This window comes from Microbacterium sp. 22303, from assembly GCF_052045265.1.
Lineage (GTDB): Bacteria > Actinomycetota > Actinomycetes > Actinomycetales > Microbacteriaceae > Microbacterium.
In genome coordinates this window covers 1,057,794-1,075,734 of the sequence record NZ_JBQEOQ010000001.1, presented here as the reverse complement: position 1 = coordinate 1,075,734, position 17,941 = coordinate 1,057,794, and the positions used below count along the sequence as shown (strand labels likewise).

Below are 17,941 nucleotides of genomic sequence, written 5' to 3'. Positions count from 1 at the left end.
GATCGGTCACGGGGTGCTCCTTTCGATGCGGACGGCGTTCTCGACGGCGGTCTCCAGCTCGGCGAGACGGCGGGCGTAAGGGACGAGGTCGGCGTCGCCGGCGGGCAGCGGGCCGATGAGCAGGGCACGGCAACCGGCCCTGTCCACGCGGATCTGGTCCGCTGCGGCATCCGCCACGGCCGCGGGATCGGCCCGGGCGGCGAGGCCCAGGCGTGCGGCGAGGCGGGAGAGCGTGCCGGCACGGAGCGCGTCGGCCGCATGCGCGGCGTCGGCCGCCTTCGCGGTGAGCCTGGCGCGGCCCAGCATGGTCTCCGAGGCCCGGACGGTGACCGGCAGCGTCTCGGAGACGAGCGGCCCGAACCGGCGCCCGCGCCAGACGGCGGCGAGGAGGGCGGTGATCATGCCCAGGACGATCACCGGCGTCACCCATCCGGGGGTGAGATCGGCCAGGCTCTTCGGTACGTCGACCTCGGAGCGATCGGAGTCCTCGTACGAGGGCACGTACCAGATCACGTGCGGCCGTGCGCCGAGCAATGCGAGTCCGAGCGCCGCGTTGCCGTTCTCGGCGAGGTGCTCGTTCGTGAACAGCGCGTCGCCGTCGACGATCGCGCGACGGACGCCATCCTGCTCGGAGATCAGCACCGCGGCGCCCTCGGCCGCATCGCCGAAGCAGGAGGTGACGCCGGAGTCAGGGAGGAACAGCTGGCCGGGGACGATCGTCCCGACGTGCGCGAAGGCGGGGACGTCGCAGTCGGCGCGCGTCAGGGGCGGCCCGGACGGGAAGGCGTAGGTGCCGAGCTGCAGCATCCGCAGCATCCGCGAGCTCGGCGAGATCAGCACCACGTCGTGCGCGGCGTCGGTGAGCTCCGTGACCGCCGCGTCCGTGAGCGGGTACGGATCGCTCATCACGAGTGTGGTCTCCGCGTCCAGCCGGGCCGCCGCGTCAGCCCGCGAGCGCACGACGTCGATGGTCACGCCCTGCTGGCGGAGGATCTGCGCGAGCGCCTGCGTGCCACCCGGACCGGGGCGCTCCGGGTCGAGCGCGTCCCGCTGCACGGGTGAGGCAGATGTGAGCAGCAGACCCGCAGCGGCGACGATGAGGACGAGCGCGATCACCAGGACCCAGCCCAGGATCCGTCGCACGCGGCGTGGCGCACGCACGAGCGTCCCCGCGGGACGCGTGTCGGCGGAGGACGTGTCGCCGGCGGAGGACGGGGTGTCGGATCGGCCGTCGATGCGGTCCGGGGCGGGTGAGACGGGGGGAGCGGTGCTCATGCGGGCACCGCCTCGGGCAGCACCTGCGGGCGCAGCGCGCGCAGGCGGTCATCGGTGTCGGCGAGCGCGCGGTACTGGGCCGATGTGCCGGAGTGGCCGAGGTAGCGCACGTCGTCGAACGCCACCGCGGCGGCGTGCAGCGCCTCGCCTTCCCCGGGGAACGGCACGACGGCCTCGCGGGCGATCGTCTGGGCGGTCGCTCCGGGCGCCGGCGCGATGAGGTCGCGCTCGATGAGAGACCGGGCGACCGCGCGGTAGCGCAGCACGATCGCCTCGGCCCAGTCCTCCTCGCGCGACGCACGCTCGGCGTCCGCGCGCAGCTGGGCGGCGGTGCGATCGTCGGCGGCCCCGAGGAGCACGGATCCGGTCACCCTGGAGCGGGAGCGCCGGGGACGTCCCCAGATCAGCAGCACCGCGATGAGGGCGGCGACGAGCACGGCGCCGATCACGATCGCGGCCCACGGTCCGAGGTCGACCGCGTGCTGCGGTGTGAACAGGTCGGCGAGCCAGTCGATCACGGCGCGGGCCCATTGATCGATGAGCGTGGGCTTCGCGGCCTGGTACTCGGGCTTCGCCAGCTCCTTCTCCGCCAGCTCGCGCGCGCCGTCGCCGTCGGGGATGAGGGGGATCGAGGCGAGCTTCGCGCAGAGCGTCGCGGGGAGCGTGATCACGGCGACACAGACGGCGGGACCCGTCATGGCCGATCGGATCCGGGCGCGGTCCACCCGTCATCTCGCGTCGGGGCGGCCCAGGGGCTCTGCTGCGCGGGCGGGATCGGGGCGGGGGGTGCGGGCGGCGCCGGGGGAGCAGGTGGGGTCGCCGGCGTCGCGGGCGGGCCGGGGCGGTAACCCGCGGGCGCGGCCGGCGGAACGGCGGGCACGGCCTGCGGAACGGCGGGCACGGCCTGCGGAACGGCGGGCACGGCATAAGGCGGCACGGTCGGGTACCCCTGCGGCGCAGCCGGTCCGGCGTAGCCCGAGGGGATCGGAGCGCCGGCGTGTCCCTGGGGCGCCGATGGTCCGGCAAACCCCTGCGGGGCCGGGTAGCCCGGGACGGGACCATGGGGCAGCGGGTAGGGCACCGACGCGGGCGCGGGGCGGAATCCGGCGCGCACGGCCCGGGCCGGATCCACACGGAACGGATCCGTGCCGTCGTCGTGGCCGGCGGCACGGCGCTCCACGGTCGCCATCAGATCCTGATCCAGCCCCTCGTAGCGCATCCGGCAGTCGATGTAGACGAGTGCGCCAGCGGTGGACTGCACGACGGAGCTGATGGACTGCAGCACGACGACGACGACCTCGGTGATCGCGAGACCCACGATGGTGCTGACGGTGAGGGAGAGGTCGGTGCTGCCCGTGGGGTTGAGCACCGGGCCGAACAGCGAGGTGACCAGGCTTCCGACCATGCTGATCGCCTGAGTGCCGACGTACATGATCGCGCCGATGAGGAACACGATCCCGAAGGCGAACCAGAACCGCCCCCGGGTGAGGCGCCAGGAGCGTGCGATCGCGGCGCGCACTCCGGAGCCCTCGAGGACGAGCAGCGACGGCACGAGCATGAGCTTGGTGCCGACCCAGATCGACAGCACGACGAGTCCGGCGATCCCGGCCAGCATGGCGAAGATCACGAAGGCGATGCCCGCGCCGTCGAAACCGGTCGGCAGGCCGATCGCGAGGAACGGCACGCCGATGATGAGCACGGCGGCCACCACCCCCGCGACGCCGTAGAGCAGGGTGTATCCGATGAGCCGCCAGGCCGCCGGGCGCACGCGACGCCACAGGGCGCCGAGCGTCGCGCTCTCGCGCAGCACCGCCGCCCGCACGTCCGCGGCGACGATGCCCTGGACGATCGCGGTGAACGCGACGGAGAACAGCCCCATGAGCAGGCCGGCCAGGCCGATGAACGCGATCGAGCCGACGTAGAGGGTGATCCACTCCTGGCTGCCCGCCTGCACGGTGCTGAGGCGGCTCAGCGTGGCGAACGAGACCACCCCGACGACAGTCAGGACCACGACCATCACGACCAGCTGCACCACCACGGCGAAGCCGAACAGCACCTTGGGGTTGTGCCGCAGGGCTGCGAAGGACTTCCCGAGGATCGTGCCGAACCCCAGCGGGCGCAACGGGATGAGGCCGGGCTTGGGCGCGGGGGTCCAGCCCTGCGCATTCACACTCTGCTGGCTCACGAGTCCTCCGGTTCGCGTGTGGGTCCATCGTGTCACACCGCTGTGACGCCCGGTCCGGCGACGCGACGTCGCCCCGCGGTGCCCTTCGGCCGAGTTCCGCAGGTCGTGAAGTACGCTGGACCGACGTGGGGGCGCTCGCCCGTGCCCACGTCCCGCAAGAGATCCGAACAACGCGAGATCCGAAAGACGACTGCCCGCCCATGACCTCACGCATCCTCGTGGTCGATGACGACACGGCCCTGGCCGAGATGATCGGCATCGTGCTGCGCACGGAGGGCTTCGAGCCCGTGTTCTGCGCGGACGGCGCGAAGGCCGTGGACGAGTGGCGGACTCAGCGTCCGGACCTCGTGCTGCTGGACCTCATGCTGCCCGGCATGGACGGCATCGAGATCTGCACCCGCATCCGGGCGGAGTCGGGGGTGCCGGTGATCATGCTCACCGCACGCGGCGACACCGCGGACGTCGTGCGGGGTCTCGAGGTCGGCGCCGACGACTACATGGTCAAGCCCTTCAACCCGAAGGAGCTCGTGGCGCGCATCCGCACCCGGCTGCGGCCGACGCCGCAGTCCACCAGCGAGGTGCTGCGCATCGGAGACCTGACGATCGACGTCGACGCGCACGAGGTGCGCCGCGGCAGCGCGCCGATCGCCCTCACGCCGCTGGAGTTCCAGCTGCTCGTGGCCCTCGCCTCCAAACCCCAGCAGGTGTTCTCCCGCGAGATGCTGCTGGAGCAGGTGTGGGGTTACCACTACAAGGCCGACACTCGGCTGGTGAACGTGCACGTGCAGCGCCTGCGCGCGAAGGTCGAGCTGGACCCGGACAACCCGCGCATCGTCACCACCGTGCGTGGCGTCGGGTATCGCGCAGGGAGCGTGGTCTGACCCGCGCGCGGGTCACGCCGACGCCACGGCCGAGAAGAAGCGGTCCCCGCCGATGCTGAAAGTCCGCCGATGACGAACACCGTGGCGCTCGCGAACGCGGCCGTGCGCGGCGTACGCGGCAGCGGGCATCGCGCCGCGCAGCTGTGGCGGCAGTCGCTGCGGTTCCGCACGCTGGTGATCGCCCTGGCCCTCACCAGCGTCGCCGTGCTGGTGACGTGCGTGGCGATGGCGCTCGCGGTGCAGAACAACCTCTGGGACTCGCGCAAGGACCAGGCGCTGAAGGACGCGCAGCGAGCGACGAACTCGGCGCAGTCCCTGCTGTACTCCGCCGACACGCAGGGTAACCGCACCGCGCAGATCGGCTTGATGCGTGAGGTCAGCGGGCAGGTCCAGCTGGTCTCGGCCTCGCGGGTGTTCGGCGTGATCCCGATCGATCCGCAGGCGCCGCCGGGCGCGACCCTGGGCGGATTCAGCCAAGACGTCGTCTCAGATCAGCTCAAGCAGCGGGTCGAGAAAGACGCCACGAAGCAGTGGTGGCAGCCGGTCGCTCTGCAGGACGCGGACGGATCCACGCACGCCGGGTTGCTGGTGGGACGGCAGCTCAACGCCCCGGGGGCGGGGGCGTATGCGCTGTACATCGCCTACGATCTCGCCGACACCGAGCAGACACTCGTGCTGGTGCAGTCGAGCCTGTGGATCGCGGGGATCGTGCTCGTCGCATTGATCGGCGTGATCGCCTGGTTCTCACTGCGCACCGTGGTGCATCCGATCACCGAGGCCGCGGAATCCAGCGCGCGTTTCGCCGGCGGAGACTTCGATGTGCGTCTGCCGGTGCGCGGGCAGGACGAGCTGGCGATCCTGGGCCGATCCTTCAACGCGATGGCCGACAGCATCGAGGCCCAGATCAAGGAGCTCGGCGAGCTGTCGCTCGTGCAGCAGCGATTCGTCTCGGACGTGTCGCACGAGCTGCGCACGCCGTTGACCACCATCCGGCTGGCGGCCGAGATGCTCAATGACCGTCGGGATGAGTTCGACCCGACGACCGCCCGCACCGCGGAGCTGCTGCAGACGCAGGTGCACCGATTCGACACGCTGCTCGCGGATCTGCTGGAGATCAGCCGCTACGACGCGGGATCCGTGCAGCTGGAGACCGAGGCGATCAGCCTCGCCCACCTCGCGGAGGACTTGGTGGACGACATGCGGCCCCTGGCGGCGACGCACGACACGGAGCTGCGTTTCGTCGCCCCGGGCGGGCACACGCCGGTGGACCTCGACCCGCGCCGCGTGCGCCGCATCCTGCGCAACCTCATCGGAAACGCGATCGAGCACGGCGAGGGGCGGCCCATCGTCATCACGGTGGACAGCAGCCAGAACGCGGTCGCCGTCGGCGTGCGCGATCGCGGGATGGGCATGACCGCCGAGGATGCGGAGCGCGTGTTCGATCGGTTCTGGCGGGCGGATCCGTCGCGCACGCGCACGATCGGCGGCACCGGACTGGGGCTGTCGATCGCCCTGGGCGACGCGCGGCTGCATCGCGGCTCCCTCGCCGTGTGGTCGCGGCCCGGAGAGGGCACCAACTTCGTGCTGACCCTGCCGCGCGGCGCGCGACCGCTGGACGGCTCGTCGCCCGTGCCCCTGGAACCGGTCGAGGCGATCGCGGAGATCGGCGTGAACACCGCACCGATCGTCCAGCCCGGCGATCAGGCGCGCGTCGCATCGCCCGCCGAGGAGGAGAAGTCATGAGGTTCGGACGGATTCTGCGCGGAGCGGTCGTCGCTCTCGCCCTCCTCGGGCTCACCGCCTGTGCGTCACTGCCGATCACGGGCGACGTGCGCCCCGGACTCTCCGCCGATCAGAGCGACAGCGGATCGGACCTCGCCTTCGTGCCGCAGGGGCCGTCGGACGGGATGGATCCCAAGGAGATCGTGCGCGGCTTCATCGACGCCGCCTCGAGTCCCAAGGACAGCTGGGGCATCGCGCGGCAGTTCCTCACCTCCGGTGAGGCACAGAAGTGGAAGCCCGACGCGGGCGTAACGATCGACACCGGATCTGCAGGTCGCCGCTTCGATCTCCCCGACCTGCCGAAGGACGCCAGCTCGGCGACGGTGCGCCTGGGGCTGCAGCAGACGGGGATCGTGGACGAGACGGGCGCCTACTCCGGGACGCCCGTGAACCGGGCGGCCGAGCTCCCGTTCGAGCTCGCGAAGAACAAGGACGGCCAGTGGCGCATCTCGGCGGCGCCGGACGGCATCGTGCTGGACGCGGACTCCTTCGCGGCGGCCGACGTGTTCGCCCCCTACGACCTGCAGTACTTCGATCCGACCTGGACCTACCTGGTGCCCGATGTGCGCTGGTTCCCGAAGCGGGAGAACACGGCGAGCAGGATCGTTCAGTCGCTGGTCAGCGGCAAGCCCAGCTCCTGGCTGAACGGCGCGGTGCGCACTTCCTTCACGGGCGACATCGCGCTGGGCCGCAACACCGTGACTCCGGACTCGCAGGTCGCCGAGGTCGCTCTCGCCAACGTGCCCGCGGATGTGGATCCGGTCACCCTGGCGCGGATGCGCACGCAGCTCGAGCGCAGCCTGAGCGGGGTGGGCGTGCTGCAGGTGAAGCTCACCGTGTCGGGCCGCGATCTGAACGCGGGGTCCGCCTCGCCGGCGTCGACGTCGGTCGACTCGCGTCCGCTCGTGCTCACCGACAAGGGTTTCGGCTATCTGACAGGCGGCGAGCTCGCGCCGGTCGCCGGCGTCTCAGCGCCGTTGCAGAACTTCCCCGAGGCGATCACCGCGATCCGTGCGGCCAGCGGTGCGCAGCGCGTGGCGGTGCAGGGGGCCAGCGGCCATGTCTACGCCGTCACGGACGGCAGGACCGATGAGATCGACACGCGCCCCGGCCTCATCGCTCCGACGCTGGATCCCTTCGGCTACATCTGGACCGTGCCGCAGTCATCGCCCTCGTCCATCCTCGCCTGGTCGAACTTGGCCAAGTCCCAGCCGGCCTTCGCCGGGCCGCCGGACGCCAGCCAGATCATGGCGATGGCGGTGAGCAGGGACGGCGCCCGGCTCGCGATGGCCGTGAGCGCGAACGGCCAGATCCGCATCGAGGTCGCTGCCATCACCCGGGACGACCGCGGTGCGCCCACGGCGATCGGTGTGGCGAACCCGAACGTGATCGCCTGGCCGACGGGGGCGACCGACATCACCTGGCTGGACGACACCACAGTGGGCGTGCTCACCACCGACGGGTCCAGCCTGGTGCTGCGCGCGCAGCAGGTGGGCGGACCCGCGAAGACCGTCGATGTGCCGGATACCACCCAATCGATCGCACCGGCGTCGCCGACCACGACCGTGCAGTTGCTCGGCAACGGCGTGCTGTGGGTGCGCAGCGGGCCGACCCCCACGCAGGTGAGCACGAACGTCAAGGTGCTCGCCGTGCAAATGGGCGGCAGCTGAGGACGGGGTCTGCGGAGGATCCTCGCGAGTCCCGGATCACGGGCGGGCTGGATCGTCCTGCACAGACCCCGGACGCCACCGGTTCCGCACCGATCGCGGCAGCGGCACTCGGGCGGTATTCCCGGCCGGGCACGCTGGTGACGTGCCTCGCGAGATGTCGACTTCCGTGTCGCCCGCGGATGGCGTCGTCCGCCGGCTCCTCCGGGAGGTGGCCGACTTCGCCTTCGCCTCCGTGTGCGCCGGGTGCGGTGCGACCGGGACGGCGCTGTGCGCCTCGTGCGCTGCGGGTTTGGAGCCTCGCGTGGTGCGCCCGCGGTCGGACGCCGTCGCGCTGCGCGCAGGGCTCGCCTACGACGGGGTCGCGGCCGCCGTGCTGCGCGCGGTCAAGGAGGACGGCCAGACGTCGCTGATCCGGCCGTTGCGGCCGGCACTCGAGGCCGCCGTGGACGACCTGAGCGCCGGAGCCTCCGCTCCGCGCCGCATCGACGTCGTCGTGCCGGTGCCGACCACGCGGGCCGCGGTCCGCCGGCGCGGATTCCGCGTGCCGGAGCTGCTCGCACGCGGTACGGGCATCCCGATGCTGCGTGGGCTGTCGTACACGCGCCGCGTGCGGGATCAGCGCACGCTCGGTGTGCGGGAGCGCCGGAGCAACCTCGGCGGGGGTCTCATCGCGACGAGGGACGGCGACGGCATGGCCGCTCTGATCGTCGACGACGTGATCACGACGGGGGCGACCTGCGAGGAGGCCGCCAGAGCGCTCCGCGCGGCGGGCTTCCAGGTCGTGGGCGCGGTGGCGGTCGCCGCAACCCGGCGCCGCGGATGACGTCCCGAACGTCGGCATCGCGGTGCCGGGCACGGTCCGGATGCGTATCCTGGCGAGTCTCGATCCGGATCCACACGACACACAGATGAATAGTGGATGACATCCCGGGATCCGACGACTACGGTGGGGACTCACAAAGGCGACCACGGTCCGCCCCCTACCGGTCGGACCGGAACAAGGAGGTCAGGATGGAAACGAACATCGTCGGTGTCGGAGTCGGCATCAGCGATCGATTCCGAGCGGTGGTCGAAGAGAAGACCGCACGGATCGCGACTATCGCGACGAAGGCGCAGAGCCTCGACGTGAAGGTCACCCATCGTTCCTATCGCGGCGGTCATGTGGAGGACGAGACCGTCGAACTCACTCTCAACGGAAAGGGGCCGCTGGTACGCGCCGAAGCGCGCGACGCGGACAAGTTCGTCGCACTGGACCTCGCGGTCGACAAGCTCATCGAGCAGGTGCGGCGGGCCAAGGAGCGCCGGATCGACGGTCGTCACCATCCGCGCGGCGCGCACTTCGAAAAGGGCACCGGCGAACTCGCAGGCATCGATGTGCACCCCGTCTCCGTGGACACCCTGCACGCGGTCTCCACAGGTGCGATCCCGACGATCGAGGTCGAGGAGGACTACTCACCGGTCGTCATCCGCACGAAGAACTTCGATGCGGAGTGGATGACCGTCGAAGAGGCGGTCGACCGCATGGAACTGGTCGGCCACGACTTCTTCCTCTTCGTGGACGCACGCAGCGACCACCCGAGCGTCGTGTACCGCCGTAAGGGCTGGGACTACGGCGTGATCTCGCTCACCACCCAGGCGGCGCCCGCCGAGGCGCTCGTGGGCTGACGTCGACCCTCTGAAGACGACGAAGCGGCCCGGGAGGTTCCCGGGCCGCTTTGTGTCGGCGCCTACCTCCGAGTTCCCGTCCGTGGACCTTGAGGCCTGCGGGCGACAGGGATGACTCGGATAAATCGGGGCTGTCAGTCGAAGATGTCGCCGAGGAGGCCGCCGATGACGAGGCCGCCGAGCACGCCCGTCACGACGTCCCCGCCGCCGGAGCCGCGGCCGCCGCCCCAACCGTTGCCGCCGCCTCCGCCCCAGCCCTGGTCGGGGCGGGACCGGTCGATGTCGTGCTGGGCGAGCTGCAGCGCCTCCGCGGCGAGTTGCGCGACGCGACGCGCGGTGCTGAGGGCTTCTTCACGGGTCTCCTCCGCGGGCAGCAGAGACGGCGCGTCCACGCGCAGCCGCTCGGCCTCGGCGAGGCGGGTGCGGGCGTCAGCGCCGATCCAGCCGCGGTGGCCTTCGATCAGGCCACGCGCGACTCCGAGTTGCCGGTCCGCGTCGTCCAGCGCATGCTGCACGGTGGCGATCGTGGGCAACGGGTGCTCCGCACGGTAACGAGCGGCAGCGATGGCGGCGTCCAGTGCGGTGTTCGCCGCACGGAGGCGGGTGAGCTCGCCGAACGGGTCGGTGCGGGTTCCCGCCGGTGCGAGGGAGTTCAGCGCGCGCTGCAGTTCGGTCGCCGCCGCGGTCACGGCGAGCGCGTCCGGCGCCGTCGGCAGAGCGGCCAGATCGCCCCGGGAGTCGGCCACGACCTCGGCGAGCGTGGACTCGGCCCGCAGCGCCTCGATCTCGAAGTCATCCACGGCATCCAGCAGGGCGGAGGCGCGGCGCGTGGCCTCGGTCGCCGTCTCGAGCGCGAGCACGGCCTCCTGGTTGCGGCCGGCGTCGCGGCGGCGCTCGAACACGTCCGCGCCGTGGTTAGCGAAGACGACGAGCTGCGCGGCCTCCTCGGCGCTCTTCGCGATGCGCTGCATGGCGGCGTCGGAGTACCGGGTGGCCAGCCGCTCCACGGACGCCTGCGCCTGCGGCACGCGGCCCTCGAGGGCAGCAGCGTCCGCGCGAACCTTGGCCACCACCTGCGGTGCGTTGCGCACGCGGGCCACGGAATCGGCGATGGCGGCGGACTTCTCGTCGATCAGGTCCTCGGCCCACTGGCACAGCTGCACGATGCGGGCGTTGCGTGTGCGCAGCTCCTCGGGGGTGTCCGGGATCTCGTCATGGTTCAGCTGGTGCAGCTGGAACGCCTCGCCCATGTGCGTGCGCACGGCGTCCAGCACCGCGTGGAAGTCCGCGGTCATCTCCTCGCCGAGTTCGGCCGTGGCGAAGGCGAGTTCGTCGGAGGAGGTGCGGATCCGCTCGTCTGCGGCGACGATCGCCTGCTCGGCGCGGCGCGCGAGATCCGCGTCCTGCGCCTGCAGCTCTTCCTGTTCACGTTTGCGTCTGCCCCAGAATCCGGCCATGGGCCGATCCTATGGTCCCGGACCGTGCGCGGGCTGTGGAACCGCTACGCCCTCGGCGATCAGACCGGGACGGCGCGGGAGGGCCGCCCGCGTTTGGGCCGCTCGCTGGAGAGCTCCAGCTCGAGCGCGTGCTGCGGGTGCTGCGCGAGTCGCTGCTCGGTGTGGTCGAGCCACCGCACCTCCGCCTCTGCGGCGAAGATCATCGAGTCGATCACGAGCGTCCAGGCCAGCTCCTCGGGACTGTCCGGCTTTGCGCCCGCGTACTTCGTGCGCTGCAGCTCCTGCAGCTGGGCGAGCGACGCCTTGCGCTGCGTGTGGATGACGGCGGCGACGTCGACGCCGGGCAGCGTCGCGGCGACGGCGAGCTTGATCGCGAGCTCGTCGCGGGTGCCGGTGGCGCGCTCGACGGGGGAGGAGAGCCACCCGGAGACCTCGGCGGATCCGGCATCGGTGATCGCCCAGTAGACGTGGCCCTGCTCGTCGGCGTCGCCGCGCTCGACGAGACCGTCGCGCTCCAGGCGCTCGAGCGTGTTGTAGATCTGGCCGACGTTGAGCGGCCAGGTCGAACCGGTGCGCCGATCGAACTCGGCGCGCAGCTGGTACCCGTAGCACGGGCCCTGATCGAGGATGGCGAGGAGGCTCTGGCGCACCGACATGGATTTTTCCTTTCCCGGAATCTGTTTCCGAGTATATGCATACCGGGAAACGCGCTCGCGAGGCGGGTGTCGTCGCGTGTCGGAGGGGCCGTGCTCGCCGTCGGGGTTCTCTGGTGGCGCGACGCTCGGTCGACTCGCCGGAGTCGCATCCGTCGCGGGCGCCGTCGCGCCGATCCGCCGTCGGCCGATCGGGCCGCCGGAGCCGGGCCCACCGGAATCGGGTCCGCCCGAATCGGGGTCACCGAATCGGGATCCATCACGATCAACGCCCTGACGTCGAACGCTCCGACCTCGAACGGGTCTGACATCGGAGCCCGTGCCCGATCTGGACCGCTCGACCGATCCCGGCTCCGCCCAGGGGATCGACAAGTCACGGCCCGGTAACATGAGTGCGTATGCCGTGCGCGCGACGCGCGCGGCCCCCGAAATAGATCGGGCACAGAACCCCTAGGGAGATGGAATCCGTGGCGAATCCTCTTGAGAAGCTGCTGCGCGCGGGCGAGGGACGGATCCTGCGCCGCCTGAACGGCGTCGTCAAGGCCGTGAACGCGCTCGAAGACGACTTCGCGAAGCTCAGCGACGAGGACCTCCGCAATGAGACCGCAGAGCTGCGCGCGCGGTTCGAGAAGGGCGAGACGCTCGACCAGCTCATGCCCGAGGCCTTCGCCGCCGTCCGCGAGGCTGCCAAGCGCACGCTCGGCATGCGCGCCTACGACGTCCAGATCATGGGCGGCGCCGCGCTGCACGAGGGCAACATCGCCGAGATGAAAACCGGTGAGGGCAAGACGCTCGTCGCGACCTTCCCGTCGTACCTCAACGCCATCGCCGGCCAGGGCGTGCACGTCATCACGGTGAACGACTTCCTCGCCTCCTATCAGTCGGAGCTCATGGGTCGCGTCTACCGCGCGCTCGGCATGACCACCGGCGTGATCATCTCCGGGCAGACCCCTGAGGTGCGCCGCGAGCAGTACAACGCCGACATCACCTACGGCACGAACAACGAGTTCGGTTTCGACTACCTGCGCGACAACATGGCCTGGCGCAAGGAGGACCTCGTCCAGCGGGGCCACTTCTTCGCCATCGTCGACGAGGTCGACTCGATCCTCATCGACGAGGCGCGTACGCCGCTCATCATCTCCGGTCCGTCATCGGGCGAGGCCAACCGCTGGTTCGCCGAGTTCGCGAAGATCGCGCGCACCCTCGAGCCTGATGTCGACTACGAGGTCGACGAGAAGAAGCGCACGGTCGGCGTGCTCGAGCCCGGTATCGAGAAGGTCGAGGACTACCTCGGCATCGACAACCTCTACGAGTCGGCGAACACGCCGCTCATCTCGTTCCTGAACAACTCGATCAAGGCGCTCGCACTGTTCAAGCGCGACACCGACTACGTCGTGATGAACGACGAGGTCATGATCGTCGACGAGCACACCGGCCGCATCCTGGTCGGACGCCGCTACAACGAGGGCATCCACCAGGCGATCGAGGCCAAGGAGGCTGTGCCGGTCAAAGCCGAGAACCAGACCCTCGCCACGGTCACCCTGCAGAACTACTTCCGCCTGTACGACAAGCTCGCCGGCATGACCGGAACGGCCGACACCGAGGCTGCCGAGTTCATGTCCACGTACAAGCTCGGCGTCGTGCCGATCCCGACCAACAGGCCGATGATCCGCCAGGACAAGGCCGACCTCGTCTACAAGAACGAGACGGCCAAGTTCGCGCAGGTGGTCGAGGACATCGCGGTGCGGCACGAGAACGGGCAGCCGGTGCTGGTCGGCACCGTCAGCGTCGAGAAGAGCGAGTACCTCTCCCGGCTGCTGAGCAAGAAGGGCATCAAGCACGAGGTCCTGAACGCGAAGAACCACGCCCGCGAGGCCGAGATCGTCGCCCGCGCCGGGCGCCTCGGCGCCGTCACCGTCGCCACCAACATGGCGGGCCGCGGTACCGACATCATGCTCGGCGGCAACGCCGAGTTCCTCGCCGTGCAGGAGTTGAAGTCGAGGGGTCTGGATCCGGTCGAGACGCCGGAGGATTACGAGCAGGCCTGGGACGAGACCTACGAGGCGATGAAGGCCAAGGTCGAGGTCGAGGGCTCCAAGGTCGTCGACGCCGGCGGCCTCTACGTGCTGGGCACCGAGCGTCACGAGTCGCGCCGCATCGACAACCAGCTGCGCGGCCGCTCCGGTCGTCAGGGCGACCCGGGCGAGAGCCGGTTCTACCTGAGCCTGACCGACGACCTCATGCGGCTGTTCCAGCAGGGCGCCGCCGAGGCGATCCTCGCCCGCACGAACTTCCCCGAGGACATGCCGATCGAGTCGGGCCTGGTCACCCGCGCCATCCGCAGCGCGCAGAGCCAGGTCGAGGCGCGCAACGCCGAGATGCGCAAGAACGTCCTCAAGTACGATGACGTGCTCAACCGTCAGCGCGAGGCGATCTACACCGACCGCCGGCACATCCTCGAGGGCGACGACATCGCCGATCGGGTGAAGCACTTCGTGGAGGACGCGATCGGCGCGATCGTGGATGACCACACCAGCACCGGGCACACCGAGAGCTGGGACTTCGACAGCCTGTGGACCGAGCTGAAGACGCTGTACCCGGTCGACGTGACGATCGACGAGGTCGTCGCCGAGGCCGGCGGGCGCAAGGGCGGGATCACCGCCGAGGGTCTCAAGCGCGAGCTGGTCTCGGACGCCATGGTCGCCTATGAGAAGCGCGAGACGTCGCTCGGCGAGGCCGCGACGCGCGAGCTCGAGCGTCGCGTGGTTCTGCAGGTGCTGGACCGCCGCTGGCGGGACCACCTCTACGAGATGGACTACCTCAAGGACGGCATCGGCCTGCGCGCGATGGCGCAGCGCGACCCGCTGGTCGAGTACCAGCGCGAGGGCTACTCGATGTTCCAGGCGATGATGGGCCAGATCAAGGAGGAGTCGGTCGGCTACCTCTACAACCTGGAGGTCGAGGTGCGCCAGGCCGGCGACGAGGGCATCACCGAGGTCGAGGCCAAGGGGCTCGCCGAGTCCGCGGGCGACCAGCGCCTGGAGTACTCGGCGCCCAACGACGCCGGCGACGTCGAGGTCCGCAACGACCGGGGCCAGGTGCAGCAGGCGGCCACGGATCGCCTCCGCCAGGCGGCCGCACGCGCTCAGTCCGAGAACGAGGAACCTGCCGAACCCGCCGCGCGCGGTGCCTTCGGCCAGCGCGTCGATGGCGATCAGGCGGCCCCGGCCAACCGCGCGGAGCGGCGCGCTCAGGGCAAGAAGAAGTAGTCCCCGCGAAGCATCCGGAGACACGAAGGAGGCCGGCACCCTGTATGGGTGCCGGCCTCCTTCGTCAGCGCCAGGATGATCTGGGTCGCCCATCCGCGCGGTGACGAGATGTGCCGTACAGAGGTCAGGCGATGCGGTCGGCGAGGGCCACGAGCGCCTGCTGGAACGCCTCGATCGGCGGGTGCGTGATGCCGGCGCCGATCATGCCGATGCCTGGATCCTTGTGCGCGATCGCGGTGTTGATGATCGGCAGGATGCCGGTCTCCATGACCTTGCGCACGTCGATGCCGGTGGGCACGCCCATGAAGTCGAGCGCCGGGATCGTCACGTTCGGGTTGTTGCCGGTCGTGATCGCGTTCATGGTGCGCGAGTAGCCCATCGCCTCGTCGACCGTGCCGCCGACGAGGGCGACGATCGCGGGCGCGGCGGCCATCGCGAATCCGCCGATACCGAAGGTCTCGGTGATCGCGGAGTCGCCCATATCGAGCCCGGAATCCGCCGGAGTGTAGCCGGCGAACATCGGGCCGACGACCTGCTGCGCGGGGCCGGTGAACCACTGGCCGCCGGTGCCGGACACGCGGATGCCGAAGTCGACGCCGTTGCGGGCCATCGTCGTCACGACCGTCGAGTCCTCGATGCCGTTCGCCGCATCCAGCGACGCCTTCGCGGTGACCATCCAGGTCGGGCCCGAGAAGTAGTCCGACGAGGCGACGAAGTCGAAGACCTCGCGCTTCTGGCTGGTCGTGAAGTCCGTCTCCAGGATGTACGGCGCGAGGGCCTGGATCAGCAGCGTGGTCCCCGCCACATTGCGGTTGTGCGCCTCGTCACCCATGTGCAGCGCCTGGGAGAGCATGAGACGCAGGTCGATGCCGTCGTTGTTCAGCTTCATCGCGCCCGAGAGCACCGGCCCGAACACGTCGCGCATCCAGTTCAGCCGGTCGATGACCGACTGATCGTTGGCGCCGAAGCGCAGGATCTTGGAGAGCTGCTCCGAGAGGTTCGTGAAGGCGAGGTTGCCGTGCGTGCGGTTGCGCACCTGGTGCACCCACATGCTCGCGCTCGTGACACCGGCCATCGAACCGACCGACTGGTGCTCATGGCAGGGCGAGAACGTGATCTCGCCGGAGGCGGCGAGTTCGAACGCCTCGTCCAGGTCCTTCGCGAGTCCCTCGAAGACCAGTGCGCCCGTCACGGCGCCCTTCATGGGGCCGGACATGCGGGTGAACCCGATCGGCGGACCGGCGTGCAGGATCGTCTTCGCCGTCATCCCCGGGACGACGTCGATCGCCTGGCCGAAGCCCTCCAGGAACGGCTGCGCGGAGAGGATCCGGCTCAGCGCCTCCTGGTTCGCCGCATCGATCCGCGCGGCGATCGCGGGGTCCTCGAGCCGGCTGAGCGCGGCGATGACCTCGGGGTCGCCGCCGCCCGGCGGGGTCCAGTCCATGAGCACGGGGCTGACGCCCTGCGCTTCGAGGTCCTCGGCGAACATGTCGAGGCCGAGGTTGACCGGCTTCAGTGCGGAGCCGAACAGGTCGTTGACGCTCATCAGTTGTCACCCTTCGCGACGAATTCGCGGGCCAGCAGCCCGAGGTTGGTGGAGGAGGAGGCGATCGTCACGCCGGCGGCCTCGAGCTTCGCGACCTGGTCGGCGATGGCCGGTGTGTCCAGGTCGGTGCCGAGCACATAGCCGAGGATCTCGAGGTGCTGTCCGCGCGCGGCGGCCTTGGCCTTGGCCTCCTGGATCGCCGGGGTCGTCACGCCCACCGGATCCTCGTGCGAGCCGAATCCGAGGATGAAGTCCATCGCGATGACGCCGACGGTCGGGTCGTCGGCCTCTTGGACAAGGCGCTGCAGGCGCAGCGTCGGGTCGATCATCGGGTGCGGACGGCCGTTGGTGAAGTCGTCGTCGCCCATGTCGAGATAGGTGTGCTCGCGGGACGCGTCCATCGCGCCGATGACGCGCGCCGGATCCTTCTGGATGTTGGAGTACACGTTGTCGTAGGTCGCGAGGGCCCCGAACATCGCCTCGTCGCACAGCGTGCCGCCGCAGAACAGGCCGCGCACGTACTGCTGCTCGGGCGCGAGCTTGGCGCGCACCTCCTCGATCAGGGGGAGGTTCAGCGGGTGCGTGTCGAGCGTGGACTCGTCGATCCCGCTCGCGACGACCGCCGCGATCGCGGTCGGCTTGGTGCCGGAGACGAGCGTGACGTTGTCGTAGCCGCTCTCGGTGCGAGTCGAGCCCAGGAAGGTGACCACGACGGGCTTGGACGCCGCGCCGGCTGCGGCGAGCACCCTGTCGGCGACCTCCTCGGCCGGAGGCTTGGAGACGACCACGATCACCGCGGTCTCCGGATCCGCATCGAGAGCCGCGATGCCGTCGATCATGGAGATGCCGCCGATCTCGGTCGACAGGTCGCGTCCGCCGGTGCCGATCAGCTGCGAGACGCCGCCGCCGAAGTCATGGATGCGCACGCTCAGCTCCTGGCTGCCGGTCCCGGACGCGCCGACGATGCCGATGGATCCGCGACGGACGGCGTTGGCGAACGCCAGACCGGTGCCGTTGATGATCGCGGTGCCGCAGTCCGGCCCCATGACCAGCAGACCCTTATCATGGGCCAGCGTCTTGAGGGCCAGCTCGTCTTCGACCGGCACGTTGTCGGAGAAGATCATCACGTGCTTGCCGGCGTTCAGCGCCTTGCGCGCCTCGCGGGCCGCGAACGCGCCGTTCACCGAGATGAGCACGAGATTGCTGTCGGGAACCTCGGTGAACGCGCCGTCCAGGGTGCGGTAGCGCACTTCGGCCACGCCGGCGGCGCCCTTGCTCTTGCGCGCGAGGATGTCGTCAACCGCCTCGATCGCCGCCTCGATGGTGTCGTCGGAGGCGTCGACGACGATCATGAGATCGCTGGGCTTCGCCGCGTCGATCGCCGGATCCTGGACGCCGACGTTGAGCAGCACCTCCTTGTTCATCGGCGTGGCCATGCCGAGCAGCGCCTGGGTCACGCCGTCGACGGCGTTCGCCTTGGTGCTCATCGACATGAGCGAGACCGAGTCGAGGTACGTGTTCTTCCTGATTTCGATGTGCCTGGTCATCGGGATCCTTT

At 70.2% G+C, this 17,941-nt stretch carries 13 protein-coding genes; 6 read left to right on the top strand and 7 right to left on the bottom strand.

The window, feature by feature from the left end; translation table 11 throughout:
* Positions 1 to 6: 6 nt before the first annotated feature.
* Genes ACTJI8_RS05130 through ACTJI8_RS05120 form a run of 3 tightly spaced genes read right to left on the bottom strand, consistent with a single transcriptional unit; the run spans position 7 to position 3,460 of the window.
* A complete protein-coding gene (locus ACTJI8_RS05130) occupies positions 7 to 1,275 on the bottom strand; it encodes a DUF4350 domain-containing protein (RefSeq protein ID WP_440732310.1) in 1,269 nt (422 codons plus the stop codon).
* Positions 1,272 to 1,973: a DUF4129 domain-containing protein gene (locus tag ACTJI8_RS05125; protein WP_440732309.1), complete on the bottom strand. Its 702-nt coding sequence runs from the start codon at positions 1,971 to 1,973 to the stop codon at positions 1,272 to 1,274. The genes ACTJI8_RS05130 and ACTJI8_RS05125 overlap by 4 nt, the downstream gene beginning before the upstream one ends.
* A complete protein-coding gene (locus ACTJI8_RS05120) occupies positions 1,970 to 3,460 on the bottom strand; it encodes a glycerophosphoryl diester phosphodiesterase membrane domain-containing protein (protein WP_440732308.1) in 1,491 nt (496 codons plus the stop codon). The genes ACTJI8_RS05125 and ACTJI8_RS05120 overlap by 4 nt, the downstream gene beginning before the upstream one ends.
* Positions 3,461 to 3,660: 200 nt before the next feature.
* Here ACTJI8_RS05120 and mtrA point away from each other — a divergent pair, with 200 nt between their 5' ends.
* The 5 genes from mtrA (at position 3,661) to hpf (ending at position 9,458) form a co-directional block, all read left to right on the top strand.
* Positions 3,661 to 4,341 carry an MtrAB system response regulator MtrA gene (gene mtrA / locus ACTJI8_RS05115; RefSeq protein ID WP_440732307.1) on the top strand — a complete coding sequence of 227 codons (681 nt, stop codon included), beginning with the start codon at positions 3,661 to 3,663 and terminating at the stop codon, positions 4,339 to 4,341.
* A 69-nt stretch (positions 4,342 to 4,410) separates the two neighbouring features.
* Positions 4,411 to 6,084 carry an MtrAB system histidine kinase MtrB gene (gene mtrB / locus ACTJI8_RS05110; protein ID WP_440732306.1) on the top strand — a complete coding sequence of 558 codons (1,674 nt, stop codon included), beginning with the start codon at positions 4,411 to 4,413 and terminating at the stop codon, positions 6,082 to 6,084.
* Entirely contained in the window at positions 6,081 to 7,793 is a 1,713-nt protein-coding gene (locus ACTJI8_RS05105; RefSeq protein ID WP_440732305.1) for an LpqB family beta-propeller domain-containing protein, read from the top strand. Before mtrB ends, ACTJI8_RS05105 begins: the two co-directional genes overlap by 4 nt.
* Before the next feature lie 301 nt (positions 7,794 to 8,094).
* Positions 8,095 to 8,616 carry a ComF family protein gene (locus tag ACTJI8_RS05100; protein WP_440732304.1) on the top strand — a complete coding sequence of 174 codons (522 nt, stop codon included), beginning with the start codon at positions 8,095 to 8,097 and terminating at the stop codon, positions 8,614 to 8,616.
* A 188-nt stretch (positions 8,617 to 8,804) separates the two neighbouring features.
* The gene (hpf, locus tag ACTJI8_RS05095) at positions 8,805 to 9,458 is read left to right on the top strand and encodes a ribosome hibernation-promoting factor, HPF/YfiA family (protein ID WP_440732303.1); all 654 of its coding nucleotides are present in this window, start codon (positions 8,805 to 8,807) and stop codon (positions 9,456 to 9,458) included.
* A 134-nt stretch (positions 9,459 to 9,592) separates the two neighbouring features.
* Here hpf and ACTJI8_RS05090 read toward each other — a convergent pair whose 3' ends face one another.
* Positions 9,593 to 10,915 (bottom strand): hypothetical protein, encoded by a 1,323-nt coding sequence (locus ACTJI8_RS05090; protein WP_440732302.1) that lies wholly within the window; start codon positions 10,913 to 10,915, stop codon positions 9,593 to 9,595.
* 59 nt (positions 10,916 to 10,974) lie between these two features.
* On the bottom strand, positions 10,975 to 11,571 hold the full coding sequence (locus tag ACTJI8_RS05085) for a PadR family transcriptional regulator (protein WP_440732301.1): 597 nt from the start codon (positions 11,569 to 11,571) through the stop codon (positions 10,975 to 10,977).
* A gap of 464 nt (positions 11,572 to 12,035) precedes the next feature.
* Between ACTJI8_RS05085 and secA the strand changes: the two genes are divergently transcribed.
* Positions 12,036 to 14,837 (top strand): preprotein translocase subunit SecA, encoded by a 2,802-nt coding sequence (gene secA / locus ACTJI8_RS05080; protein WP_440732300.1) that lies wholly within the window; start codon positions 12,036 to 12,038, stop codon positions 14,835 to 14,837.
* Positions 14,838 to 14,961: 124 nt separating this feature from the next.
* On the opposite strand, the gene ACTJI8_RS05075 is transcribed toward secA, so the two are convergent.
* Positions 14,962 to 16,383, bottom strand: coding sequence for a DUF1116 domain-containing protein (locus tag ACTJI8_RS05075; RefSeq protein ID WP_440732299.1), 1,422 nt, complete (start codon positions 16,381 to 16,383; stop codon positions 14,962 to 14,964).
* Positions 16,383 to 17,930, bottom strand: a complete 1,548-nt coding sequence (fdrA, locus tag ACTJI8_RS05070; RefSeq protein WP_440732298.1) for an acyl-CoA synthetase FdrA — start codon at positions 17,928 to 17,930, stop codon at positions 16,383 to 16,385. The genes ACTJI8_RS05075 and fdrA overlap by 1 nt, the downstream gene beginning before the upstream one ends.
* Positions 17,931 to 17,941 lie beyond the last annotated feature (11 nt).